The sequence below is a fragment of the Bradyrhizobium sp. INPA03-11B genome (assembly GCF_040446015.1).
GTDB lineage: Bacteria > Pseudomonadota > Alphaproteobacteria > Rhizobiales > Xanthobacteraceae > Bradyrhizobium > Bradyrhizobium macuxiense_A.
In genome coordinates, this window is the sequence record NZ_JASGSR010000039.1 from 1 (window position 1) to 23,092 (window position 23,092).

Here is a 23,092-nt window from a genome sequence, read left to right on the forward strand (position 1 = left end):
GTCCTGGGTCTCGCCCGGGATCAAATATTTCTCCGCGATGTCGCTGACATGCTTCAGCACGTCGGTACGCAATCGCTGGCTGGCAAACTTGCGCTCCTCGTCGCTGCGCGCATCGTGCAGCGCGGTCATCGCCTCCAGCGGAAATTTAGCATCGATGCAGAGCGGGCGCTGGTCGGGCAGGAACACGACGCAGTCCGGCCGCTTGCCTGTGGTCAGCGTGTACTGGAACTCGAACGAGCCCTTCGGCATGCCGTCCTGGACGATCGCCTCCATCCGCGCCTGGCCGAACGCGCCGCGCGACTGCTTGTTGGCGAGCACGTCGCGCAAGGTCGTCACCTGGGTGGTGAGCTCGTTGAGGTTCTTGTGGGCGTGGTCGATGATGCCGAGCCGCTCGTGCAGCACGCGCAGCGAATCCATCGTGTTGCGGGTCGATTGTTCCATCGACTGGCCGACCCGGTGGGTCACCGAATCCAGCCGCTCGTTGACGGCGCGGGCCATCTCGGCCTGGCGCCCGGCCAGCGCCTGGGCCATCGCGTCGACCCGCCCGGAGGATTCGCTCTGGGCCCGCAGCATGTCGGCGAGCCGCTCCTCCAGCTCGTCGGCGCGAATGGCCTGGGCCATCGCGAGTTCCGCGCCGCGCCGGCTGCCGCGCGCGATCACCACGGCGATGGCGAACAGCAGGATCAGCGCCAGCGCGCCAAGGCCAATCAGCGCGTCGGAGACGCGGACCGGAAGGTCGCCCATCGTGAGCAGAATCTCGTTCATGCCATCCGTTGTAGCCGATTCGCCGTCGGACGCGAACGAAGAGGGAACGCTTATGGTAAATGCTTTCCGAATTTTCTTGGTTAACCTGAGGTGAAGAAACGTGGTTAAGGTTAGCTTACCGGGTTCCTGAGCGCATTGACCGCATCAGGCCCGCAGCTTAAATCGCCGCCATGGCTTTAAGAGAAATCATCATCCTGCCGGACAAGCAGTTGCGGCTGGTGTCGAAACCGATCGAGAAGGTGACGCCGGAGATCCGCAAGCTCGCCGACGACATGCTCGAGACCATGTATGACGCGCCCGGCATCGGGCTTGCGGCGATCCAGGTCGCGCAGCCGCTGCGGCTGATCACCATGGACCTCGCCAAGCGCGACGAGAACGGCGAGACCACGCCGCAGCCGCGGGTGTTCATCAATCCGGAGATCATCTCGCATTCGGAAGAGCTGTCGGTCTACGAAGAGGGCTGCCTGTCGATCCCCGAATACTACGAGGAGGTCGAGCGCCCGGCGCGGGTGCGGCTGCGCTTCACCGACCTCGACGGCAAGCTGCATGAGGAGGATGCCGAGGGGCTTTATGCCACCTGCATCCAGCACGAGATCGACCATCTCAACGGCGTGCTGTTCGTGGACTATCTGTCGAAGCTGAAGCGCGACCGCGTCTTCAAGAAATTCGAGAAGGCCGCCAAGCGCGCAGCGGACTAGGCGCGTCCTCCGCTGTCTCACGCCCGGAAGAATCTGATCGCATGCCTCTCCGCCTGATCTTCATGGGCACGCCCGATTTCGCCGTGCCGACATTGCTGGAACTGGTGGCGCACGGCCATGAGGTCGTGGCTGTCTATACCCGCGCCCCGAAGCCCGGCGGCCGGCGCGGCCTGCAGCTGCAGCCGACGCCGGTCGAGCAGGAGGCGCGGCGGCTCGGCATTCCGGTGCTGACGCCGAAAACTCTCAGGACGGACGAAGCGCTCGAGGCGTTTCGCGCCCATGATGCGGATGCCGCCGTCGTCGTCGCCTACGGCATGATCCTGCCGCAGGCCATTCTCGACGCGCCCCGGCTCGGCTGCTTCAACCTGCATGCGTCGCTGTTGCCGCGCTGGCGCGGTGCCGCGCCGATCAACCGCGCCATCATGGCTGGCGATGCCGAGAGCGGCGTGATGGTGATGAAGATGGATGTCGGTCTCGACACCGGCGACGTCGCGATGGCCGAGCGGCTGCCGGTCACGGACAGCATGACGGCATCCGATCTGCACGACGCGCTGGCGCCGCTCGGTGCCGATCTGATGGTGCGCGCGATGGGCGGGCTGCAGCGCGGCGGCTTGCAGCTGATGAAGCAGAGCGAGGACGGCGTCACCTACGCCGCCAAGATCGAGAAGGCCGAGGCGCGGATCGACTGGACGCAGCCGGCGCACGCCGTGCTGCGGCACATCCACGGGCTGTCGCCGTTCCCCGGCGCCTGGTGCGAACTTTTGGGCGAAGGCGAGCCGGTGCGGCTGAAGATCCTGCGCTGCGAGTTGGCCAAGGGCGCGGGCCAACCGGGCGCTGTGCTCGACGGTCATCTCGCGATCGCCTGCGGCGACGGCGCGATCCGGATTCTCGAATTGCAGCGCGCCGGCAAGACTCCGACGAAGGCGGCGGACTTTTTGCGCGGCACGCCGCTGAAGCCGCCCGCGCGGCTCACCTGATGCCCCGCTACAAGCTCACCATCGAATATGACGGCACGCCGTTCTCCGGCTGGCAGATCCAGGACACTGCGCCGACCGTGCAGGGCGCGCTGGAGACCGCGGTCAAGGCGATCTGCGGCGAGGATGTGCGCGTCCATGGCGCCGGGCGTACCGACGCCGGCGTGCACGCGCGCGGCCAGGTCGCGCATTGCGACATCGCCAAGCATTTCCCGCCCGGCCGTTTTCGCGACGGGCTGAACGCGCATCTGCGGCCCGATCCGATCGCCGTGCTCGCAGCCGATATCGTGCCCGACGATTTCGAGGCACGCTTCTCGGCGACGAAGCGGCATTATCTCTATCGCATCACCAACACCCGCGCGAACCTCGCGCTCGATGTCGGCCGGGTCTGGCGCGTGCCGCGCGCGCTCGATGCCGACGCGATGCACGCCGCTGCGCAGCGGCTGCTCGGCAAGCACGACTTCACCACCTTCCGCGACACCGAGTGCCAGGCCAAGTCGCCGGAGAAGACGCTCGACCAGCTCGACGTCACCCGCGACGGCGCTGCCATCAACATCGTGACCTCGGCGCGCTCGTTCCTGCACAGCCAGGTGCGCTCGATGGTCGGCTCGCTGGTCTGGGTCGGCGAGGGCCGCTGGAGCGCGGACGATCTTTTTGCCGCACTCACCGCCCGCAACCGCGCCGCCTGCGGCCCCGTCGCGCCACCGGACGGGCTCTACCTGATGCGGGTGGATTATTAGGCGGAAGTGACTTCGTAGGATGGGTGGAGCGAAGCGATACCCATCGCTTTCGCTGAGGCATGATGGGTATCGCTGCGTTCCAGCCATCCTACGCGATCTACTGCATCTGGTGCCGGTGGATCACCAGTGACCACAATCCCTACTGTGCATGGGGTTGTTTTCGATATTTTGTCCAGCCGAGCGGCTGGATTACGCAAAATACCTGTCCAACACGCCCCGATAGATCCGCGTCAGCTTCTCCAGATCGGCCACCGGCGTGCGCTCGTCGATCTGGTGCATGGTCTGGCCGACGAGGCCGAACTCGATCACCGGGCAATAGCTCGAGATGAAGCGTGCATCCGAGGTGCCGCCGGAGGTGGAGAGCTCCGGCTTGCGGCCGGTGATCTCCTCGATCGCGGCGACCGCAAGGTCCGTGAACGGGCCGGGCTGGGTGACGAACACGTTCGAGTTCGACGGCTGCCAGTCGATGTGGGCGCGGATGCGGTTGCCGCAGGCCTCCGCCAGCCGCTCATCGACCAACTGCCGCAGGCTCTCCTGGGTGTGGTTGTCGTTGTAGCGGATGTTGAAATTCGCGCGCGCCTGGCCGGGGATCACATTGCTCGCGGTGTTGCCGACATCGACGGTGGTGAATTCGAGGTTGCTGGCCTGGAATTGCGCGCTGCCGTGATCCAGCGGCTCGTCGCTCAGCGCCACGATCAGCCTGGAGATATCAGGTACCGGATTCGAGGCACGGTGCGGATAGGCGACATGGCCCTGCACGCCGTCGACCACCAGCGTGCCGGATTGCGAGCCGCGCCGGCCGATCTTGATCATGTCGCCGAGCACTTCGACATTCGACGGCTCGCCGAGCACGCAATGATCGAATTTTTCGCCGCGCTCGGCGCACCATTGCAGCAGCTTGACGGTGCCGTTGATCGAGACGTCTTCCTCGTCGCCGGTGATCAGGAACGAGATCGATCCGCCGCCATTCTCTTGTGGCTTGCCGCCATGGTCGTTCAGATATTGCAGCACCGCGGCGACGCTGCAGGCGATGCCGCCCTTCATGTCGACGGCGCCGCGGCCGTAGAGATAGCCGTCTTTCACCTCGCCCGAGAACGCACCGAGCGTCCATGCCGCTTCATCGCCCGGCGGCACCACGTCGGTGTGGCCGGCAAAGGTGATATGCGGCGAAGCACTGCCGATGCGGGCGTAGAGGTTGTCGATGTCGGCGGTGCCGGGCTCGGAGAACGTCACGCGGTGCACGTCGAAGCCAGCGGCCTTCAGCAGGCCTTCGAGCACGCCAAGCGCGCCGGCGTCGGCCGGGGTGACGGAGGGGCAGCGAACCAGATCGCGGGTAATCGAGACGGCATCACTCATGCGCCTCGCTTAACACGTCACAGCGTCGGTGGACCAGCTTTGTGCGGCACGATATCGAGCTCGCTTTGCTGATCCCAGCCCTGCGTGGAGCGCGACCCAGTGCCGCGGCCGCCTCCGCGGCTCACATGGGTTTTTCCCAGCGGATTGGGACCGTAGCGATTGGGGTAAGAGGTGCCGCGCAGAAACGCCAGCTCGATGAAGCCCCAGATGTAGAGCACGAACACGATCATGCCCGCAGCCGCCATCAAATAGGATTCGTCCGGCAGCCGGTCCGAGAATTGGCTCATGAGGCCGGGGAGGACGAAGTACGGCACCATCCACCAACCGCTCTTGTCGCGGTCGTGCAGGCGCTTGATCGAGACTGCGATATAGACCCAGACGAACAGGAACGTTCCGCAGGCCTCGACCAGCAAGGTCGGCAATCCGGCCCATGTCAGTGATTTGTAGCTGTCGGGGTCGAAGGCCCGGAAGATGTCGTCGACGTTGAAGCCAAACGAACCGGTCTTGCCGCCGAGGCCGGCCAGGACCACGAGCGCGGCGAGAAACATCATCCAGCAGACAATGATCAGCACTCCGAGCCAGAACTTGGCCCGGTTGACGCGGCCCTTGAAGCCGAACAGGTAATTGGCCCAGTCCATGAAAATAAGCTCCGGACGGCGGCAATGTTTCGCGGCCCGGAGTTTTGTCGTTTTGAAGAGGTGCTTGGTTCGATATCAGATCCGTCATCCTGAGGTGCGAGCGGAGCGAGCCTCGAAGGGTGCACGGCCACAAGCCGGGCCGTCGACCCTTCGAGGGCCGCTGAAGAAGCGGCCACCTCAGGGTGACGGTGATAGATTGTCGGGCGAAAGACCGATCAGTCCCGCAGCAGCTCGTTGATGCTGGTCTTGGCGCGGGTGCGCTCGTCGACGCGCTTGACGATCACGGCGCAGGCGGTGGCAGGGCCGGGCTGGCCGTTCTTCAGCGGCTTGGCCGGCAGCGTGCCGGGCACGACGACGGCATATTCAGGGACCTCGCCGACGAAGATCTCGCCGGTCTCGCGGTCGACGATCTTGGTCGAGGCGCCGAGGAACACGCCCATCGACAGCACCGCGCCCTTGCGCACGATCACGCCCTCGGCAACCTCGCTGCGCGCGCCGATGAAGCAGTCGTCCTCGACGATCACGGGCTCGGCCTGCAGCGGCTCGAGCACGCCGCCGATGCCGACGCCGCCCGAGATGTGCACGCGCTTGCCGATCTGGGCGCAGGAGCCGACCGTCGACCAGGTGTCGATCATGGTCGCTTCATCGACATAGGCGCCGAGATTGACGAAGGAGGGCATCAGCACGACGTTCCTGGCGATGAAGGCCGAGCGGCGCACGATCGCGCCCGGCACGGCGCGGAAACCGGCGTCGCGGAAGCGGTTCTCGCCCCAGCCCTCGAACTTCGACGGCACCTTGTCCCACCACGATGCCTTGCCCGGGCCGCCCACGATCTGGCCCATGTCGTTGAGGCGGAACGAGAGCAGCACGGCCTTCTTCAGCCACTGATTGACCTTCCACTTGCCGCTTGCCTCGCGCTCGGCGACGCGGGCCTCGCCCTTGTCGAGCAGCTCCAGCGCGTGATCGACCGCCTCGCGGACCTCGCCCTTGGTTGAGGTCGAGATGCCTTCGCGGGCGTCGAACGCGGTGTTGACGGTGGTTTCGAGGGCGGACAGAGACATCGGGACAATCCTTGGACGTATCGGGATATGAGGGAATTTTGCCGGGCCTTTTCGGAATTCGGGGCTGCGGAGTCAAGGCAAACTCGGCCGTCCGCCAAGCGGTCTCTATCTCCGTCGTCCCGGCCAAGCGAAGCGCGAGCCGGGACCCATAACCACGAATGCCAGTGTTGCGGCACGCTGGGGCCACGGCGAGTACCCAAGCGCAGGTTTGTGGTTATGGGTCCCGGCTTTCGCCGGGACGACGCATGGAGGGATCAGGGCTTCTTGTTTAGCCGCTGCAAGAAGCCCGTCAGATCATCCGTGACATGGTCGACATAAGCGGCGTCGCGGCCTTCGAGCTCCCAGGTCTCGCGCACCACCTCCTGGCTGCCGTCGGGCACTACCAGCACGGTGGTCATGCCGAGCCCATGTGGCACCACCAGATTGCGCGCGAGGTCCTCGAACATCGCGGCTTTCGTCGGATCGACGTCGTGCAGCTTGAGGAACTTCTGGTAGGTCTGCGGCGCCGGCTTCGGCTCGAGATCGGCGGCGATGATGTCGAACACGCCGTCGAAATGATGGCCGATGCCGAGCCGGCCCAGCACAGCATCGACATGGTCGACCGAGCCGTTGGTCAGGATCAGCTTGCGCCCCGGCAGCTTTGCGATCGCAGCGCCCATTGCCGGATTCGGCTGCAGCGGCGAGTGGTCGATCTTGTGCACATAGGAGAGATAGTCGTCGGCCTGCACGCCGTGCTCAGTCATCATGCCGCGCATCGTCGTGCCGTAGCGCAGGTAATAGTCCTTCTGCAGCCGCCGCGCCTCCTCGGGCGAGATCTTCAGCCAGTTGCCGACGAACTCGCCGATCCGCGCATCGACCTGCTGCCACAGATTGACGTGATGCGGGTACAGCGTGTTGTCGAGGTCGAACACCCAGGTTTCGACATGGCTGAAGCCGCGGGGAGTTTTAGTCATGGCTTTCTCCACCCGTCGTCCCTGCGAAAGCAGGGACCCATACTCCGTGACTGATATTGTTGAGCAAGGCGGAAGTAACCTTCGCTTGGGGCCATAGACAACTGCAAAACACCGGCCTGTGGTTATGGGTCCCTGCTTTCGCAGGGACGACGAAAGTGATCATCACGGCATCGCAAAGCGCAGCGTCTTGCCGCCGCTGGTCATGTCGACGGTGGTGAAGCCGAGCGCGGTGAGGCCGCGCGTCGAGCAGTCGCCCTGCTCGTTGACCTCGAACTTGCTGTCGCGGGTGCAGAGCTGCACCGCGCCGCCCCAGTTCAGCGGCTTGTCCTTGACGCGGATGGCGCGGTTGTCGCTGTCGACCGCTTCGGCGAATGAATAGATCTGTTTCGGCGTGCCCGTGACGTCGGGATGCAGGCACTTGCCGGGGTCGATCCGATACCAGCCGCGGCTGGTCACCGCCTTGCCGTCATCGGTCGCAACCGATGCCATCACCTTGTACTGCGTGTCGTTGCACCAGGTCAGTCCCGTCGGCGACGGCTTCTGGACGGCATCGACCATGGTGGTGAAGAAGTTCGGCGACTGCACGATGTCGCTGGCGAGCCCGCGGCTCTTGAGGAATGCCGACAGCGCGCTCTGGGTCTTCGGCCCGTCGACGCCGTCGATCGGTGCGGCATCGTAGCCCGCGATCACCAGCAGGCGCTGGATGCCCGCGAGCCGCGCCTGCTCGTCGTCATACTCGCTGTCCTCGGCGAGATAGGCGACGAGATTACCGTCATCGCTCTGCGTCGGCGTGATCTGGGTGAATTGCGCCGGCGTCTGGCCGGAGCGGCATTGCCGCGCGGCGGCGATCACGAAATTGTCCTGCGCGACGCAGAGCGTGTCAGTCCCATTCTGCGGGATCGGCGAGGCGCCGTAGACGCCGAGCGCCCGCGCGTTGAGCAGCACACGATCGGCGCTCAGCGCGCCCTGCACGACGACGCGGCAGGTCGCGGGATCGATGCGGAACCAGCCGCGCGTCGCGGTTGCGGCCTTGTCGTCGATGCCGATCGCGGCCTCGATCACATAGCTCATGCGATTGCAGAGCTTGAGGTCGGCATGCGCCGGAGCCGCCGAGAACAGGAACGACATCAGCGCGGCCGGCAGCGACATTGCGAGCCGCGCCGCCGGCGACCGGCGAGGGATCCTCGCCGTGCGTCCCGCGATGCCGGCCTTCATTCGCGCTGCCGCGTCTGCCATTACTTATGGATCAGCGTGCCGGTGCCCTGGTTGGTGAAGAGCTCGAGCAGCACCGCGTGCTGGGTCTTGCCGTCGATGATGACGACGCCCTGCACGCCCTGTTCGAGCGCGTAGATGCAGGTCTCGACCTTCGGGATCATGCCGCCGGAAATCGTGCCGTCGGCGATCAGCTTGCGGGCCTCCTTGATCGACAGGTCCGGAATCAGCTTCTTGGACTTGTCGAGCACGCCGGGCACGTCGGTCAGCAGCAGCAGGCGCTTGGCCTTCAGCGCGCCCGCGATCGCGCCGGCAAAGGTGTCGGCGTTGATGTTCAGCGTCTGGCCGTCCTGCGAGGTCGCCAGCGGCGCCAGCACCGGGATCAGCTCATAGCCGATCAGCTGGTTGAGCAGCGTCAGGTCGACCTTTTCAGGATCGCCGACGAAGCCGAGATCGACGGCTTTCTCGATGTTGGAATCGGGATCGACCATGGTGCGGGTCGTCTTCGACGCCTTCACCATGTTGCCGTCCTTGCCGGACAGGCCCACGGCCTTGCCGCCGGCCTCGTTGATGTAGCCGACGATCTGCTTGTTGACCGAGCCGGCCAGCACCATCTCGACGATCTCGATGGTCGCGGCATCGGTGATGCGCAGGCCGGCGGCGAACTCCGACTGGATCCCGAGCCGCTTCAGCATGGTCGCGATCTGCGGCCCGCCGCCATGCACGACGACCGGATTGATCGCGGTCTGCTCGAGCAGCACGATGTCGCGCGCGAACGCCTTGGCGGTGTCCTCGGCGCCCATGGCATGACCGCCATATTTAATGACGATGGTTTCCTCGTCATACTCCTGCATGTGCGGGAGCGCCTCGGACAGGATGCGGGCCTGATCGAGCGGGCTGATGTGCTGGTCGGTCATGGGGCTGGTCTCATCGTCAGCGGAGGGACGGGCGCGGTTCTATCTGATTGCCGGGCAGGGCGCAAAGTGCTGTTCACCCTCTCCCCTTGTGGGAGAGGGTGGCGCCGAAGGCGCCGGGTGAGGGGTCTGTCTCCGCGGATAGAGACCCCTCATCCGGCGCGGATTGCATCCGCGCCACCTTCTCCCACAAGGGGAGAAGGAAAGGAGGCATCAACGCCTCGGCCACATGGCCGCGACCGCCAGCACCACCCAGCTCACGATCAGCAGCGTTCCGCCGGTCGGCGCGGCCATCGGAAACAGTCCGTGGCCTGCATATTGGCGCAGCACCAGGTCGGCCGCGAACAATGACGCCGCGATGACGAAGCCGGCCGCCGCCACGATTCCGAGCTTGGTATGAACGATCGCACGGTCCGCGACCGCGATCGTCGCGATGGCGGCCGGCGCATGGAACAGCAGCATCGAGGACGCCGCCGCCAGCCGCGTGGCGTCAGGCAAATGGGCCGCGGCCGCAGCCAATATCACGCCGCAGGCGCCCATGATGGCGGCAAGGCCGATCAGAAGACGGGATGCGCCGTTCATCGGCGCCGTTCCTCGATCAGGCGCACCATGGCGGCGCGCAGCTCCGGCATGCCGTCGCCGGTGCGCGACGAGGTCACCAGCACCTCGGGGAAGGCGGCGGGATGTTTTGCCAGCGTCGCGATGGTCTCGGCGATCGTGGTCTTCAGCTCGCCCGCCTTGACCTGATCGGCCTTGGTCAGCACGACCTGGTAGCTGACCGCGGATTTATCCAGCGTCTTCAGCACGTCGAGATCGACATCCTTGATGCCGTGGCGCGCGTCGATCAGCACATAGACCCGCGCCAGCGTCGCGCGCCCGAGCAGGAATTTGTGGATCAGCGCCGTCCACGACGCCACCTTGGTCTTCGGCGCCGAGGCGTAGCCGTAGCCGGGCATGTCGACCAGGCGGAAGCCGGCCTTTTCAGGCCCTTCGAAGAAAATCAGTTCCTGGGTGCGGCCGGGCGTGTGCGAGGTGCGCGCCAGGTTGCTGCGGCCGGTCAGCGCGTTGATCAGGCTCGATTTGCCGACATTGGAGCGGCCGGCAAAGGCGACCTCGAGGCCGGCCATCGGCGGCAGCGTCTCGATCGAGGGCGAGGCCCAGATGAAGCGCCAGTCGCCGGCGAACAGCTTGCGTCCCTGCTCGATCAGCTCCGCATCGGGTTCGGTGGTCATGCGCGGCGGCTCGTTCTCGTTCCGTCATTGCGAGGAGCGAAGCGACGAAGCAATCCATCTCTCCTCGCGTGGAGGCATGGATTGCTTCGCTTCGCTCGCAATGACGGTGCTTCCTACGTCGGCTTCTTGGCGAACGTCGACTTCAGATTGTCGAACAGCTCCACCTTCACGCCGTTCTTGCGCATGATGAAGCTCTGCTGCAGCACCGAGAGCGTGTTGTTCCAGGCCCAGTAGATCACGAGACCCGCCGGGAAGCCGGCCAGCATGAAGGTGAAGATCAGCGGCATCCAGTCGAAGATGATCTTCTGGGTCGGATCCGGCGGCGCCGGGTTGAGCTTCATCTGCACCCACATCGTGATGCCCATGATGATCGGCCAGATGCCCATCACCAGGTAGGCGCCGAAATGCGGTCCGAGCAGCGCGATCGGATCGAACGGGATCAGCCCGAACAGCGTGAACAGGTTGGTCGGATCGGGTGCCGAGAGGTCCTTGATCCAGCCGAAGAACGGCGCGTGCCGCATCTCGATGGTGATGAACAGCACCTTGTAGAGCGAGAAGAACACCGGGATCTGCAAGGCGACGGGAAGACAACCGGCGATCGGGTTGATCTTCTCCTTCTTGTAGATCTCCATCATCTCCTGCTGCTGCTTCACGCGGTCGTCAGGATAGCGTTCCTTCAGCGCCTGGAGCTGCGGCTGCACCGACTTCATCTTCGCCATCGAGGCGTAGGACTTGTTGGCGAGCGGGAAGAACAACAGCTTCACGATCACGGTCACCAAGAGGATCGCGATGCCGAAATTGCCGACCAGGCGATAGAACCAGTCGAGCGCCAGGAACATCGGCTTGGTGATGAAGTAGAAGTGGCCCCAGTCGATCAGAAGATCGAAATGGTTGAGGCCGAGCTGCTTGTTGTAGCCGCCGAAGCCGACCAGCGGGAAGTTGAGGCCGACGGTCGCGGCCTCCTTGGCGCCGGCGAACAGCCGTGCATTGGCAACGCCGCTGCCGCCGATCGGAATGGTCTGCGCGCCGAGCATGTAGTCGACCCGGTAGCGCTTGTCGCCGTTCGTGAAGCGCGCTTTCTCCAGAGTCGCATTGGTCTCGGGCAACAGCGCGGTCGCCCAGTATTTGTCGGTGATGCCGAGCCAGGCGTCGGTTACGTTCTGGAAGATAACGCCGCGCGAGTCCGGACCCGTGGGGGTCTTGCTATCGTCGATGTTCTTGTAAGTGTATTCCTGCAGGCCCTGCTCGCCGAGATAGCCGATCAGGCCTTCGTGCAGGATTGCGTAGCCGGAGACCGGCGGCTTGCCGCCGCGGGAGATCAGCGCAAACGGATACAGCGTGACCGGGGCGCTGCCTTGATTGTTGACCTCATCCTTGATGCTGAAGAGGTAGCGATCGTCGATCGAGATGGTGCGGCGGAAGGTCAGGCCCTGGCCGTTCTCATACTTCAGAACCACCGGGGTGCTCGGCGACAGGCTGTTCGACCCCTCCTGCTGCCAGACGGTTTCGGCATCCGGCGTCTTCACCGACGAGCCAGTGGGCGTTAGCCACAAGAACTCGGCATAATAAGGCTCGGCCGTGCCCGACGGCGACAGCAGCACGATAGCCGGCGATTTGGGGTCGACCGTCTCGCGGAACTGGACCAGCGACAAATCGTCGATCCGGGCGCCCTTCAGCGCAATGCTGCCGATCACGCGCGGGGTGTCGATCTTGATGCGCGGACCGGCCGCGAGCACCGTTTCACGGCTCGCCACCGGAGCGTCAACGGCAGGCGTGCCCGGCGTCGCCGGGGGAGCGGTCGAGGTCCCCGGCGCGGCACCCGGCGTGGCCTGCGGCGTCGGCTTCAGCAACTCGGCTTGCTTCTGCGCCTCGCGCTGCTTCTCCATCTGCGGCACGTTGTAGAAATATTGCCAGGCGATCAGGACGAGGCCGGACAGAATGACGGCAAGGATCGTGTTGCGGTTGTCGGACATCTCTTAGGGTCTCGTCATTCCATTCGGATTGGGCGCGCGTTTGTTACCCGCCTTGTCGTTACCCGTCTTGGGCGCAGCAGGCCGGTCGAGGCGGCGCAGCGCCGACCGCAGGTCGTCAATCATGGTCGCAAAGTCGCGGGTCAGCGCGTCACGACGGCCGACTAGCACATAATCATGGTGCGGCCGCATGAATACGGCATCGACCCGTCTCATCACTTCGCGAAGCCGGCGGCGGATGCGATTGCGCTCGGTCGCAGTGCCATTCTTCTTGGTGACGGTATAGCCGACGCGGATCGGGCCCTGATCGTCGCGCCGGCGGCCCTGCAGCACAAAAGCTGCGGTATTCGCCCGTGCGCCATTGGCAACGGCGAGGAAATCCGCCCGCTGCCTTAGCCGATCCATAATGGGTATCTCCGGGGAGGAGACGTCCGGGCTCAGGCGCTCAGGCGCTTGCGGCCGCGCGCACGACGCGCAGCGAGGACCTTGCGGCCGCCGGCCGTGGCGAGGCGAGCGCGGAAGCCGTGACGGCGCTTGCGCACCAGTTTGCTGGGTTGATAAGTCCGCTTCACGGGTAATTCTCCGCTGACCGGGCAATTTGCCGTTATATTGAGATGGAGTCCGGTGATGCTGGCGGGCCCAAACGAGCCGTTACGGCCCCAAATGAGCCGCCCCCGGTCAAGAACCGGGCCATCGCGGACAGTTGGCGCGGCTTATAAGGGAGCGCCCTGTTTTCGTCAATGTCGCAGGGCGTCGCAAAAAGGGTTCTTTGAAACGTCGCAATTCGGGCGAATATATCTGATTTCGCGGGGTATTTGACGGTAAGGGTACGCTTTGAGGTGTTCGGGGAACCGCCGACATTAGCGATCCGTAATTTGACCGGCTTGGGGGCCGGGCCGCATCTTCCGACCCCTAAGCCAAACAAGGCCTTATCTTGTGGCTCTAACTGACGATCAGGCGACCGCGCAGAACCAGCGGCCCAAGCCGTCCCTTCGGCTCGGGCTGTCGGGCAAACTTTTGCTGCTGACGATTCCGCTGGTGATGATCGCCGGGCTCCTGATCTATGTGCCGGCGATCGCCAACTTCCGGATGAACCGGCTCAATGACCGCCTGGCCGCCGCCAATACCGCAGCGCTGGTGCTCGATGCCGCCCCTTCCGGTCTGGTGCCGGATTCGCTGGCCCGGCAGATCCTAACCAGCATCGGCGCCCGCGCGGTTGCCATCAAGCTCGGCCAGCAGCGCCGCCTGCTCGCCAGCGCCGACCTGCCGGCCTCGATCGACCATGATGTCGACATGCGGGCCATGACGGTGTGGTCGGCGATCGTCGATGCCTTCGAGATCATGCTGGAGCACGGCGACCAGACCATCCGCGTGGTCGGCCCGGCGCCCGGCCAGGCGCAATTCATCGAAGTGGTGATCGACGAGAAGCCGCTGCGGCAGGCGATGTACCGCTTCTCGCGCAACGTGCTGGTCGTTGCGCTGCTGATTGCCGGCCTGACCGCCGGCCTGGTCTATTTGGCCCTGCACTATCTGTTCGTGCGGCCGATGCGGCGGCTGACCGCGAGCCTGGTCGGCTTCCACGAGAATCCGGAAAGTTCGGCGCGAATCATTGTGCCCAGCCAGCGCGGCGACGAGATTGGCGTTGCCGAGCGCGAACTGTCGGACATGCAGCGCGACCTCGTCTCGATGCTGCATCAAAAGAGCCGGCTCGCCGCGCTCGGGCTCGCCGTCTCCAAGATCAATCACGATTTGCGCAACCTGTTGGCATCCTCGCAGTTGCTGTCGGACCAGCTCGCCAGCGTGCCTGACCCGCGGGTGCAGCGCTTTGCTCCGAAATTGCTGCGCTCGCTCGAGCGCGCCATCGCCTTCTGCCAGTCGACATTGTCCTATGGCCGCGCGCAGGAGGCGGCGCCCGACCGCCGCGTGATCATGGTGGAGCCTGCGGTTGCCGAGGTGCGGGAGTCGGCCGGGCTGGCGACCGATGTCTCGATCACCTGGATCAGCGCGATCGAGCGCGGCCTGACCATCGACGCCGATCCGGACCAGCTGTTCCGCGTGCTGCTCAACCTGGTGCGCAACGCGACGCAGGCGCTGGAAAGCCGGCAGGACAGCGATGGCGGCGCTCAGCAGATCCGCATCACCGGCCGCCGCGAGGGGACGGTTGCGATCATCGAGGTCTCCGACACCGGACCCGGCGTGCCGGCCAAGGCGCGCGAGCATCTGTTCGAGGCGTTCCAGACCTCCGGCCGCCCCGGCGGCAGCGGGCTTGGCCTTGCGATCGCGGCCGAGCTGATCCGTGCCCATGGCGGCCACATCCACCTGGTCGAGGGCACCATCGGCGCCACCTTCCGGATCTCGATCCCGGATCGCCCGGTGGAATTGCTGTCGATCCGCAGCGAGCGGGCCAGGGCCTGAGACCGCCCCCGGAATTCCAGGGCGGCTGAAGCCGCGACCGAAATTGGCGTTTCCAGACCTTGCCAACCGGACCGGGAGCCTGTAGCTAGAGCGCTCTTTCGCGACGTTCCGGGGCTCCCGGAGCCATCCGGGCTTCAAGCCTGACCCGCGAAAATGCGCCCGTAGCTCAGCTGGATAGAGCATCAGACTACGAATCTGAGGGTCGGACGTTCGAATCGTTCCGGGCGCGCCATTCATCTTTGTTTTCATTGAATTTTTAAGGCATGTGCCCAGCGGCGAGACCGCTGTGCTCTGACCTCTCGCGCCGGGGCGCGGTCAAATACTTGTGCAGCGCGGTATATGTTATTGCATTGCAACAAAATTGGCCTATGTCGGTTTCTCAAGTCCGATTGAGGAGCCTTCACGTGACCAAGATTTCCCTCTCCATCATTGCCGCCGCCCTCGCGATCGCGAGTGCAACGGCCGCATCCGCCGCAGAGCTTCCGACTTACGAAGCCGCGGGCCTGCCGATCTCGCCGGTGCAGGCTGGCGCGCTTGGCGCCGCCAACGTCCACGAGCAGGCGCCGGTCGCCGCGACGTCGGCCACGCCGCATCAGCTCAGCGTTCTGACGCCGCGAAACAAGATCACGACCGCGCGGGCTTCGGTCCGGACGGACGGTTCGCTGCACTGACTGGCATAGCCGGTCCATCCACGAGACCCGCGACGCCGCCGCGGGTCTCGTCGTCCCACCGGATCGCGGTGGTCTGGAAGAAAACGTGCCGCTTGTTTGCGGGCCGCCGCGTCCGGTGAGGGGCCCGACTGGGTGGACGAAGCACTCTCAGGCCTTGACCAGGTCCCCCAGTAGGTTCGCCGCCACCGCAAGCTTGGCGAGCGTCAGGCCGCTGGCCGCAATTTCCTCGACCGAGCGGCGAATCCGCGTCGCTTCGGGATGCGCGGCGAGCCAGGTCTCGACGGCCTCCTGGCCCGACTGGCCGGTCGCCAGCATATCCGCGGTCAGCCTTCTTTCAGCGGCTGCGATCTGGTCGATCGCGCGGTCGATGGCGAGACGTTCGAAATAATCGTTTGCCGGCACGCTGCGTGCGGCACCGATGATGAGGTCGAGACGGAACTTGGCTTCCGCAGCAAAGAAGGTCGCAGCCGCATCGCCGATGGCGCGCATGGTGCGCTCCGCAACCGTCACGATATCCGGGGCCGAGACCAGAGCATCGAGATCAGCGAATTCGCCGGCGATGCCGGCCGGGACGCCGGCATCGGTCAGGTCCTGCCGTCGCTTGCTGCGCGCGGCTTGCAAGTCCGGCGGCAGGGTATTGTCGAGCCCTGCAACAATCTCGCGGATAGCCGGGCCGAAGCGCGCGATGACCGCCTCCAGGCCGTCCTTGAAATCAACGTTGCGCACGTACCAGACCATACGGGAGAGCAAGAGATCCTGGATCGAAGCGTAAAGGGAAAGCTGCAACTGTCCGTCGATACAGGTGTCGAGTGCGTCGATCGCATCATTGAGCCACTTCAGTCCGTAGGATTCATCCACCGCCACGTAGGCCATGACGATGGTTGCGACATCGGCATCGGTCTCGTCGGTCAGGCGCACAACGCCGGCCGGGCCGCCGCGGTTGATCACGGCATTGACGAGACTGGTCGCGATGATCTCCCGTCGCAGCCGATGGGACTCGACCGCCGCCGGGAATCTGTCTTGAACCTCGCGCGGGAAATACTGCGATAGTTCGCGAGCAAGATAGGGGTCGTCGGGCACGTGGGTGCCGAGCAGGTCATCGTAGAGCGTCAGCTTGGCGTAGGCGAGCAACACGGCAAGTTCAGGCCGTGTCAGGGACTGACCGCGCCTTGTGCGTTCGGTGAGCGCCGCGTCGTCGGGCAGGAATTCCACGGCGCGGCTGAGCAGACCCCGCCGCTCCAGCGACTGCATCAGGCGGGTGAGGAAGCCGGTCTCGGCCATGCCCTTGCGCTCGGAGAGCGATAGCGAGAGCGTCTGCAGGTAGTTGTTGCGCAGCACCAGCGTGCCGACCTCGTCGGTCATGACCGCGAGCAGGCTGTTGCGGTCAGCGAGGCTGAGGTGTCCCTCGCGCTCGGGACGCGCCAGCGCGATCTTGATGTTGACCTCGACGTCGGAGGTGTTCACGCCGGCCGAATTGTCGATCGCGTCGGTGTTGAGCTTGACGCCCTTCTGCGCCGCTTCGATGCGGCCGCGCTGGGTGACGCCGAGATTGGCACCTTCGCCGATCACGCGTGCGCGCACGTCGCCGCCGGTGATGCGGATCGGATCGTTGGCGCGGTCGCCGACCTGATCGTCGCTTTCTCCCGAGGCGCGGACATAGGTGCCGATGCCGCCGAACCACAGGAGGTCGGCGCGCGATTTCAGGATCGCTGTCATCACCTCCGAGGGCGTGGCTTGCGGCTTGTCGAGATCGAGCAGGGTGCGCACTTCCGGTGCGAGCGGGATCGCCTTGAGCAGGCGCGAGAATACGCCGCCGCCTTGCGAGATCAGTGATTTGTTGTAGTCCTGCCAACTCGATCGCGGCAGGTCGAACAGGCGCTTGCGCTCGGCAAAACTGATCGCCTGATCCGGCGACGGATCGATGAAGATGTCGCGATGATCGAAGGCAGCCACGAGGTTCGTCGCCGGCGACAGCAGCATGCCGTTGCCGAAGACGTCGCCTGACATGTCGCCGACGCCGACCGCGGTGAACGGCATGGTCTGAATGTCGGTGCCGAGTTCGCGGAAGTGGCGCTTGACCGCCTCCCAGGCGCCGCGCGCCGTGATCCCCATCTTCTTGTGGTCGTAGCCCTGGCTGCCGCCGGAGGCGAAAGCGTCGCCGAGCCAGTGGTTCTTCTCGGCCGAGATCGAGTTGGCAACGTCGGAGAAGGTGGCCGTGCCCTTGTCGGCGGCGACGACGAGGTAGGGGTCATCGCCGTCATGGCGCACGGTCGAGTCGGGCTGCACGACGGTGTCGCCGTCGAGATTGTCGGTAAGCTCGAGCAGCGAACGCACGAAAATGCGATAGGCTTCGGTGCCTTCCGCGAGCCAGGCGTCGCGATTCGAAGGCGGCGGCAGGCGTTTGGGGACGAAGCCGCCCTTGGCGCCGACTGGCACGATCACGGCATTCTTGACCTGCTGCGCCTTCACGAGGCCGAGGATCTCGGTACGGAAATCCTGCGGCCGGTCGGACCAGCGCAAGCCACCGCGCGCAACCTTTCCGAACCGCAGGTGAATGCCTTCGACACGGGGTGAGTAGACGAAGATTTCGTAGAGAGGTCGCGGAGCGGGCAGGTCGTCGATCCGGTGCGCGTCGAACTTGAAGGAGATCACCGGACGCGGATGTCCGTTCTCGCCGATCTGCCACAGATTGGTGCGGATGGTGGCCTGCACCAGATTGGTGAAGCGGCGCAGGATGCGGTCCTCATCGAGCGAGGCGACGGATTGAAGCTGCTCCTCGATTTCGGCGAGCAGCGCCGTCTCGCGTGCCGAACGCTCGGCATCGGTGCAGGCGAGGCGGGGATCGAGGCGGGTCTGGAACAGCGTGACAAGGCTGGCGGTGATCGCGGCGTTCTTGCGCAGGGTCTCCCACATATAGTCTTGGGTGAACGGCGCGCGAATCTGGTGCAGGTAGCGGGACAGGGCGCGAATGGTCGAAATTTCCCGCCAGCCCAGGGCCGTTCGCAGGATCAGGGCGTTATAGCCGTCGGATTCGGCGCGATCGCCGACCACGGCCATGATCGAGGCTTCCAGGCGGCGGTTGAATTCCGGGCCGATCCGGATCGGCTGGCCGTCGCTGGTCTCGATCGTCATGTCGTGCAGCCAGACCGGTGGCGGCGCCGGCATGGCGTGCGGTGCGATCTGATAGGTGCGTTCGTTGACCACGCGCAAGCCGTGATTCTCGATCACCGGCACGCGATAGGACAGCGACAGTGGGGCGCCGTGCGAGAACACCTTCAAGCCGAAATGCGTCGGATCGTCCTCACCCTCGGTGCGGTAAACCGTGATCGCCACGGGGCGCGCGGGCGTGAGTTTTTCGATCGTGGCGATATCGGCGATCGCCTGGTCGGCGCCGAACACCTCGGTGTAGCCGCCGCTAAAGGCCCGGGCGTAACGGCTCGCGAGCATGCGCGCGCGCATGCCGTCAGTCGACGCTGTGAGCGCGGCCTTCAGCTTGTCGGCCCAGGTCGCGGCGATGGCGGCGATTCCGGCTTCGAGCGTGCCACGCTCGATGATGGGCGTTTTGCCTTCATAGCGCCCGATGATGTAGTGGACGCGCGCAAGCGCCCCTTCGGGGAAGGACACGTAGGAGGCCGACAACGTCCCCTTGTAGACCTGCGCCAGGAAGGCACCGACGCGCATGCGCACGTCGGTGTCGTATTTATCGCGCGGAATGAAGGCGAGGATGGAGACGAAGCGATCGAACTTGTCGATCCGTGCCAGCGCCCGGACGCGGGGACGCTCATAAAGGATCAGGATCTCCATGACGAAATTGTACAGGGTGTCCACGTCGATCTGGAACAGTTCGTCACGCGGATAGTCTTCAAGAATGTGCGTCAGCGCTTTGCCCGAATGACTGTTCGGGTCGAAGCCGGCGCGCTGCAGCACCTGTGAAACCTTGTGGCGGACATAGGGGATCTGTCGCGCAGAGCGGGTGTAGGCGCCCGAGGTGAACAGGCCGACGAGGCGCAATTCGCCCTCGAGCCGGCCATCGGGCGTATAGAGCTTGATGCCGACATAATCCATCCGGATACGGCGATGCACGCGGCTGCTGACATTGGCCTTGATCACGATCAGCAGGGTCGGCTCGCGCATGAACTCGCGGATTTCCGACGTCATCACCACCATTTCCGTTCCGCGGCGCAGGACCTTCACGTCGGGATCGCGCAGGATGCCGAGACCATCGCCGGTCGTGATGTCGTCCGACACATCATTGTCGGGCGAGAAGCGATATTCGCGCACGCCGAGAAAGGTGAAATTGTCCGCGCACAGCCATTGCAGGAACTGGTTGGCCTCGGCGACCTCGTCGATCGGCAACGGCGGCGGATTGGAGGAGAACGTCTTGATTGCTTCCTCCACGCGCTCGCGCATGACTCGCCAGTCAGCGACGCAAGCGCGCACCTCGCTCAATGTCCTGGTGAGGCCGTCGATCAGCTTTTGGCGGTCGGCGTCGGCATCAAGGCGAGCGATGTGAAAATGAATCAGGCTTTCGCGTGCACCCTTTGCGCCTTCCGGCAGTGCTTCGCCATGGAAGCGCAGCAGCTTGCCCTGGTGATCGCGCTCCACCGCGATGATCGGATGCGCAACCAGGGTGACCTCGATGCCTTGCTCGGCAAGCTCGGCCATGGTGGAATCGAACAGGAAGGGCATGTTGTCGTTGAGAATCTCGAGCACCGAAATCTCGCGCCCGTCCGGCATCGTCGGATTGACAACGCGGATATCTGCGCTGCCCGCTGTGCGGCTCTGCACATGCTCCCAGGTCTGCTCGGCTAGAAGGGCAAGCGATGAGGCGTCGTGGTTGGCGAGGTCCTCGATGTTGGTGTGGCCGAACAGAAGTTCGGCAAAGGTCCGGGGTGTCTTGCCCGGCTGCACGATTCCCGCGGCATCACGAATCAGGGTTGCGCGGGCCTTGTCGTCACGCCACGCTTCCATAACGTCCTCCCTTTCTCGCAACATCCAACCGCAGTCGCGATCATCAGGTCGATCCTGGAGCGCACTTCTTCGAGCGCCATTATCCAGGTTGCGCGAAATCTCTGGTCCCGCAGCTTTGACATTATCACCCCGGAGCGGCAAAGGCGCGCGGAGCCGTGGGGCGCGAACCGAAATACCCTACATTAGAGCGTCCGGGCCAAAGCCGGCGATGACGGGCTGGCGGCGCGGCAGGAATCTCGCACAATTTCAATTACATAGAAGTGCGTTATGGTGTTCTGCATGGCGCGCCATGTCGGCGCCAATCTGAAAAAAGCGCAGCCAAGTTTCCAAGTCCGGCCGGATCTGAATTCCGGCCGTCTTACTTGCCCATCCGCAGGCCCTTGGTGGTGAAGCGCTGTGCCCGGCCGCCCTCGCGCAGCGGTCGCCGCGTGCCGGCGGCCTTGCCGGTGCCGGGCGGTTGGTGCGCGGGCACGAGTTGCTCGGGGCGCGAGCCGATCAGATCGGCGCGGCCCATCTGCTTCAGCGCCTCGCGCAGCAGTGGCCAGTTGTCGGGGTCGTGATAGCGCAGGAACGCCTTGTGCAGCCGGCGCTGCCTGAGGCCCTTGATCGCCTCGACCTTGTCGCTCGCCCCGCGGCGCACGCCGCGCAGCGGATTGACGCCGGTGTGGTACATCGCCGTCGCGGTCGCCATCGGCGAGGGCAGGAACGTCTGCACCTGGTCGGCGCGGTAGCGGTTCTTCTTGAGCCAGAGCGCGAGGTTCATCATGTCCTCGTCGGTCGTGCCCGGATGCGCGGCGATGAAATACGGGATCAGGTAATATTTCTTGCCGGCCTGCTCGGCCGCGGCATCGAACATTTTCTTGAAGCGATTATAGGCGCCGATGCCCGGCTTCATCATCTTGTCGAGCGGGCCGCGCTCGGTGTGTTCGGGCGCGATCTTCAGGTAGCCGCCGACGTGATGGGTGACGAGCTCCTTGATGTATTCGGGGCTCTCGACCGCGAGGTCGTAGCGCACGCCGGAGGCCACCATCACCCGTTTGACGCCCTTCACCTCGCGCACCTTGCGATAGAGCCGGATCAGGTCGTCATGCGAGGTGTTGAGGTTGGGGCAGATCTCCGGGAAGACGCAGGACGGCCGCCGGCATGCGGCCTCGATCTTCGGATCCTTGCACGCCATCCGGTACATGTTGGCGGTCGGCCCGCCGATGTCGGAGATCACGCCGGTGAAGCCCGGCGTCTTGTCGCGGATGCGCTCGATCTCGCGCAGGATCGAGCCCTCCGAGCGGTTCTGGATGATGCGGCCCTCGTGCTCGGTGATCGAGCAGAAGGTGCAGCCGCCGAAGCAGCCGCGCATGATCGTCACCGAGAAGCGGATCATCTCCCAGGCCGGAATCTTGGCGTCCTTGTAGGAGGGATGCGGCGCACGCGCGTAGGGCAGATCGTAGACGGAGTCCATCTCGGCCGTCGACAGCGGGATCGGAGGCGGATTCAGCCACAAATCGCGGTCACCGTGACGCTGCACGAGCGGCCGCGCATTGCCGGGATTGCTCTCCCGATGCAGCACGCGCGAGGCGCGGGCATAGGCCTCGCGGTCCTGCTCGACCTGCTCGCAGGCGGGCAGGCGGATCACGACATTGCCCGCCTGGCGCGCTGCGCCCTCGTCCGCGGAGTCGAGATCGTCGGCATGCAGCTCGGCGTAATCCTCGGGCACGCGGCGGAACAGAGCGACGCCCCTGATCGAGTCGAGATCGCGCGGCGCTTCGCCATTGGCGAGCCGGTGCGCCACCTCGACGACGGCACGTTCCGCGTTGCCGTAGAGCAGAAGGTCCGCCTTGGCGTCGGCCAGCACCGAGCGGCGCACCTTGTCGGACCAGTAGTCGTAATGCGCGATGCGGCGCAGCGACGCCTCGATGCCGCCGAGCACGATCGGCACGTCCTTGAACGCTTCGCGGCAGCGCTGGGCATAGACGATGGTGCAGCGGTCCGGCCGGCGGCCGCCCTCGCCGTCCGGCGTATAGGCATCATCGTGGCGCAGCCGCCGGTCCGCCGTGTAGCGGTTGACCATCGAGTCCATGTTGCCGCCGGTGACGCCGAAGAATACGCGCGGCTTTCCCAGCGCCTTGAAGGGTTCGGCCGACTGCCAGTCGGGCTGCGCGATGATGCCGACCCTGAAGCCCTGGGCCTCCAGCAACCGGCCGATGATCGCCATGCCGAAGCTCGGATGGTCGACATAGGCATCGCCGGTCACCAGCACGATATCGCATTGGTCCCAGCCGAGCGCCGTCATCTCGGCGCGGTTCATCGGCAGGAACGGCGCCGGCTTGTCGGCGCGCGCCTGGTGGCGCGGCCACGACGTCAGGGACATTTCGGCGTTGGCAAGGGTGCTCATAGCGGCCACGCATAGGACTCCGGCGTCGCGATTTCAACCAATCAACAAGAATTCTGGCCCGGTCATGTATCGCGATGTCACGAGAGTTCCAGATCCGAGCAGGAAGTCTTAGGTCGCGTCTGTTAATCATGCT

At 64.9% G+C, this 23,092-nt stretch carries 19 protein-coding genes and 1 tRNA gene; 6 read left to right on the plus strand and 14 right to left on the minus strand.

Going from position 1 to position 23,092, the window contains the following annotated elements; genetic code table 11:
• On the minus strand, positions 1 to 765 hold a 765-nt coding region (rmuC, locus tag QMZ05_RS18195; RefSeq protein ID WP_353702001.1), incomplete at its 3' end, for a DNA recombination protein RmuC.
• A 170-nt stretch (positions 766 to 935) separates the two neighbouring features.
• On the opposite strand from rmuC, the gene def reads away from it, so the two are divergent.
• The 3 genes from def to truA are packed head-to-tail and all read left to right on the plus strand — an operon-like array spanning position 936 to position 3,177.
• Entirely contained in the window at positions 936 to 1,463 is a 528-nt protein-coding gene (gene def / locus QMZ05_RS18200; protein WP_074130988.1) for a peptide deformylase, read from the plus strand.
• A 41-nt stretch (positions 1,464 to 1,504) separates the two neighbouring features.
• Positions 1,505 to 2,440, plus strand: coding sequence for a methionyl-tRNA formyltransferase (gene fmt / locus QMZ05_RS18205; RefSeq protein WP_353702002.1), 936 nt, complete (start codon positions 1,505 to 1,507; stop codon positions 2,438 to 2,440).
• Complete coding sequence (truA, locus tag QMZ05_RS18210) at positions 2,440 to 3,177, plus strand: tRNA pseudouridine(38-40) synthase TruA (RefSeq protein ID WP_050419938.1); 738 nt, start codon at positions 2,440 to 2,442, stop codon at positions 3,175 to 3,177. Before fmt ends, truA begins: the two co-directional genes overlap by 1 nt.
• Positions 3,178 to 3,366: 189 nt before the next feature.
• Here the strand turns inward: truA and dapE are convergent, their stop codons facing one another.
• From dapE to rpmH, 11 genes are all read right to left on the minus strand, one after another.
• The gene (dapE, locus tag QMZ05_RS18215; protein WP_353702003.1) at positions 3,367 to 4,533 is read right to left on the minus strand and encodes a succinyl-diaminopimelate desuccinylase; all 1,167 of its coding nucleotides are present in this window, start codon (positions 4,531 to 4,533) and stop codon (positions 3,367 to 3,369) included.
• Between the two features lie 17 nt (positions 4,534 to 4,550).
• Entirely contained in the window at positions 4,551 to 5,171 is a 621-nt protein-coding gene (locus QMZ05_RS18220; RefSeq protein ID WP_353702004.1) for a DUF805 domain-containing protein, read from the minus strand.
• Between the two features lie 215 nt (positions 5,172 to 5,386).
• A complete protein-coding gene (gene dapD, locus QMZ05_RS18225) occupies positions 5,387 to 6,232 on the minus strand; it encodes a 2,3,4,5-tetrahydropyridine-2,6-dicarboxylate N-succinyltransferase (protein ID WP_353702005.1) in 846 nt (281 codons plus the stop codon).
• Between the two features lie 254 nt (positions 6,233 to 6,486).
• The gene (locus tag QMZ05_RS18230; RefSeq protein WP_353702006.1) at positions 6,487 to 7,185 is read right to left on the minus strand and encodes a pyrimidine 5'-nucleotidase; all 699 of its coding nucleotides are present in this window, start codon (positions 7,183 to 7,185) and stop codon (positions 6,487 to 6,489) included.
• Between the two features lie 162 nt (positions 7,186 to 7,347).
• Complete coding sequence (locus QMZ05_RS18235; RefSeq protein ID WP_353702046.1) at positions 7,348 to 8,334, minus strand: DUF1036 domain-containing protein; 987 nt, start codon at positions 8,332 to 8,334, stop codon at positions 7,348 to 7,350.
• An 86-nt stretch (positions 8,335 to 8,420) separates the two neighbouring features.
• Positions 8,421 to 9,314 carry an acetylglutamate kinase gene (argB, locus tag QMZ05_RS18240; protein WP_029083632.1) on the minus strand — a complete coding sequence of 298 codons (894 nt, stop codon included), beginning with the start codon at positions 9,312 to 9,314 and terminating at the stop codon, positions 8,421 to 8,423.
• Between the two features lie 210 nt (positions 9,315 to 9,524).
• Positions 9,525 to 9,893, minus strand: coding sequence for a DUF423 domain-containing protein (locus QMZ05_RS18245; protein ID WP_353702007.1), 369 nt, complete (start codon positions 9,891 to 9,893; stop codon positions 9,525 to 9,527).
• A complete protein-coding gene (yihA, locus tag QMZ05_RS18250; RefSeq protein WP_074127691.1) occupies positions 9,890 to 10,543 on the minus strand; it encodes a ribosome biogenesis GTP-binding protein YihA/YsxC in 654 nt (217 codons plus the stop codon). The genes QMZ05_RS18245 and yihA overlap by 4 nt, the downstream gene beginning before the upstream one ends.
• Before the next feature lie 113 nt (positions 10,544 to 10,656).
• Positions 10,657 to 12,516 (minus strand): membrane protein insertase YidC, encoded by a 1,860-nt coding sequence (gene yidC, locus QMZ05_RS18255; protein ID WP_353702008.1) that lies wholly within the window; start codon positions 12,514 to 12,516, stop codon positions 10,657 to 10,659.
• A 3-nt stretch (positions 12,517 to 12,519) separates the two neighbouring features.
• On the minus strand, positions 12,520 to 12,918 hold the full coding sequence (gene rnpA, locus QMZ05_RS18260) for a ribonuclease P protein component (RefSeq protein ID WP_074127686.1): 399 nt from the start codon (positions 12,916 to 12,918) through the stop codon (positions 12,520 to 12,522).
• Positions 12,919 to 12,950: 32 nt separating this feature from the next.
• On the minus strand, positions 12,951 to 13,085 hold the full coding sequence (gene rpmH, locus QMZ05_RS18265; protein ID WP_008542748.1) for a 50S ribosomal protein L34: 135 nt from the start codon (positions 13,083 to 13,085) through the stop codon (positions 12,951 to 12,953).
• 364 nt (positions 13,086 to 13,449) lie between these two features.
• On the opposite strand from rpmH, the gene QMZ05_RS18270 reads away from it, so the two are divergent.
• The 3 genes from QMZ05_RS18270 to QMZ05_RS18280 all read left to right on the plus strand — a co-directional run bounded on the left by QMZ05_RS18270 (position 13,450) and on the right by QMZ05_RS18280 (position 15,599).
• Complete coding sequence (locus tag QMZ05_RS18270; RefSeq protein ID WP_353702009.1) at positions 13,450 to 14,928, plus strand: HAMP domain-containing sensor histidine kinase; 1,479 nt, start codon at positions 13,450 to 13,452, stop codon at positions 14,926 to 14,928.
• Between the two features lie 155 nt (positions 14,929 to 15,083).
• Positions 15,084 to 15,160 (plus strand) — tRNA-Arg (locus tag QMZ05_RS18275).
• Positions 15,161 to 15,332: 172 nt separating this feature from the next.
• The gene (locus QMZ05_RS18280) at positions 15,333 to 15,599 is read left to right on the plus strand and encodes a hypothetical protein (protein ID WP_353702010.1); all 267 of its coding nucleotides are present in this window, start codon (positions 15,333 to 15,335) and stop codon (positions 15,597 to 15,599) included.
• 147 nt (positions 15,600 to 15,746) lie between these two features.
• On the opposite strand, the gene QMZ05_RS18285 is transcribed toward QMZ05_RS18280, so the two are convergent.
• Positions 15,747 to 20,570: an NAD-glutamate dehydrogenase gene (locus QMZ05_RS18285; protein ID WP_353702011.1), complete on the minus strand. Its 4,824-nt coding sequence runs from the start codon at positions 20,568 to 20,570 to the stop codon at positions 15,747 to 15,749.
• A 358-nt stretch (positions 20,571 to 20,928) separates the two neighbouring features.
• A complete protein-coding gene (locus tag QMZ05_RS18290; protein WP_353702047.1) occupies positions 20,929 to 22,935 on the minus strand; it encodes a YgiQ family radical SAM protein in 2,007 nt (668 codons plus the stop codon).
• Positions 22,936 to 23,092: the final 157 nt, after the last annotated feature.

What these genes read in the sequence shown, in the direction of transcription:
- QMZ05_RS18230 (WP_353702006.1), bottom strand. Translation starts at nt 7,185, where the DNA reads ATGACTAAAACTCCCCGCGGCTTCAGCCATGTCGAAACCTGGGTGTTC.
- QMZ05_RS18235 (WP_353702046.1), bottom strand. Translation starts at nt 8,334, where the DNA reads ATGTCGCTGCCGGCCGCGCTGATGTCGTTCCTGTTCTCGGCGGCTCCG.
- rnpA (WP_074127686.1), bottom strand. Translation starts at nt 12,918, where the DNA reads ATGGATCGGCTAAGGCAGCGGGCGGATTTCCTCGCCGTTGCCAATGGC.
- truA (WP_050419938.1), top strand. Translation starts at nt 2,440, where the DNA reads ATGCCCCGCTACAAGCTCACCATCGAATATGACGGCACGCCGTTCTCC.
- argB (WP_029083632.1), bottom strand. Translation starts at nt 9,314, where the DNA reads ATGACCGACCAGCACATCAGCCCGCTCGATCAGGCCCGCATCCTGTCC.
- yihA (WP_074127691.1), bottom strand. Translation starts at nt 10,543, where the DNA reads ATGACCACCGAACCCGATGCGGAGCTGATCGAGCAGGGACGCAAGCTG.
- fmt (WP_353702002.1), top strand. Translation starts at nt 1,505, where the DNA reads ATGCCTCTCCGCCTGATCTTCATGGGCACGCCCGATTTCGCCGTGCCG.
- dapE (WP_353702003.1), bottom strand. Translation starts at nt 4,533, where the DNA reads ATGAGTGATGCCGTCTCGATTACCCGCGATCTGGTTCGCTGCCCCTCC.
- QMZ05_RS18285 (WP_353702011.1), bottom strand. Translation starts at nt 20,570, where the DNA reads ATGGAAGCGTGGCGTGACGACAAGGCCCGCGCAACCCTGATTCGTGAT.
- QMZ05_RS18220 (WP_353702004.1), bottom strand. Translation starts at nt 5,171, where the DNA reads ATGGACTGGGCCAATTACCTGTTCGGCTTCAAGGGCCGCGTCAACCGG.
- yidC (WP_353702008.1), bottom strand. Translation starts at nt 12,516, where the DNA reads ATGTCCGACAACCGCAACACGATCCTTGCCGTCATTCTGTCCGGCCTC.
- QMZ05_RS18245 (WP_353702007.1), bottom strand. Translation starts at nt 9,893, where the DNA reads ATGAACGGCGCATCCCGTCTTCTGATCGGCCTTGCCGCCATCATGGGC.
- dapD (WP_353702005.1), bottom strand. Translation starts at nt 6,232, where the DNA reads ATGTCTCTGTCCGCCCTCGAAACCACCGTCAACACCGCGTTCGACGCC.
- def (WP_074130988.1), top strand. Translation starts at nt 936, where the DNA reads ATGGCTTTAAGAGAAATCATCATCCTGCCGGACAAGCAGTTGCGGCTG.
- QMZ05_RS18290 (WP_353702047.1), bottom strand. Translation starts at nt 22,935, where the DNA reads ATGTCCCTGACGTCGTGGCCGCGCCACCAGGCGCGCGCCGACAAGCCG.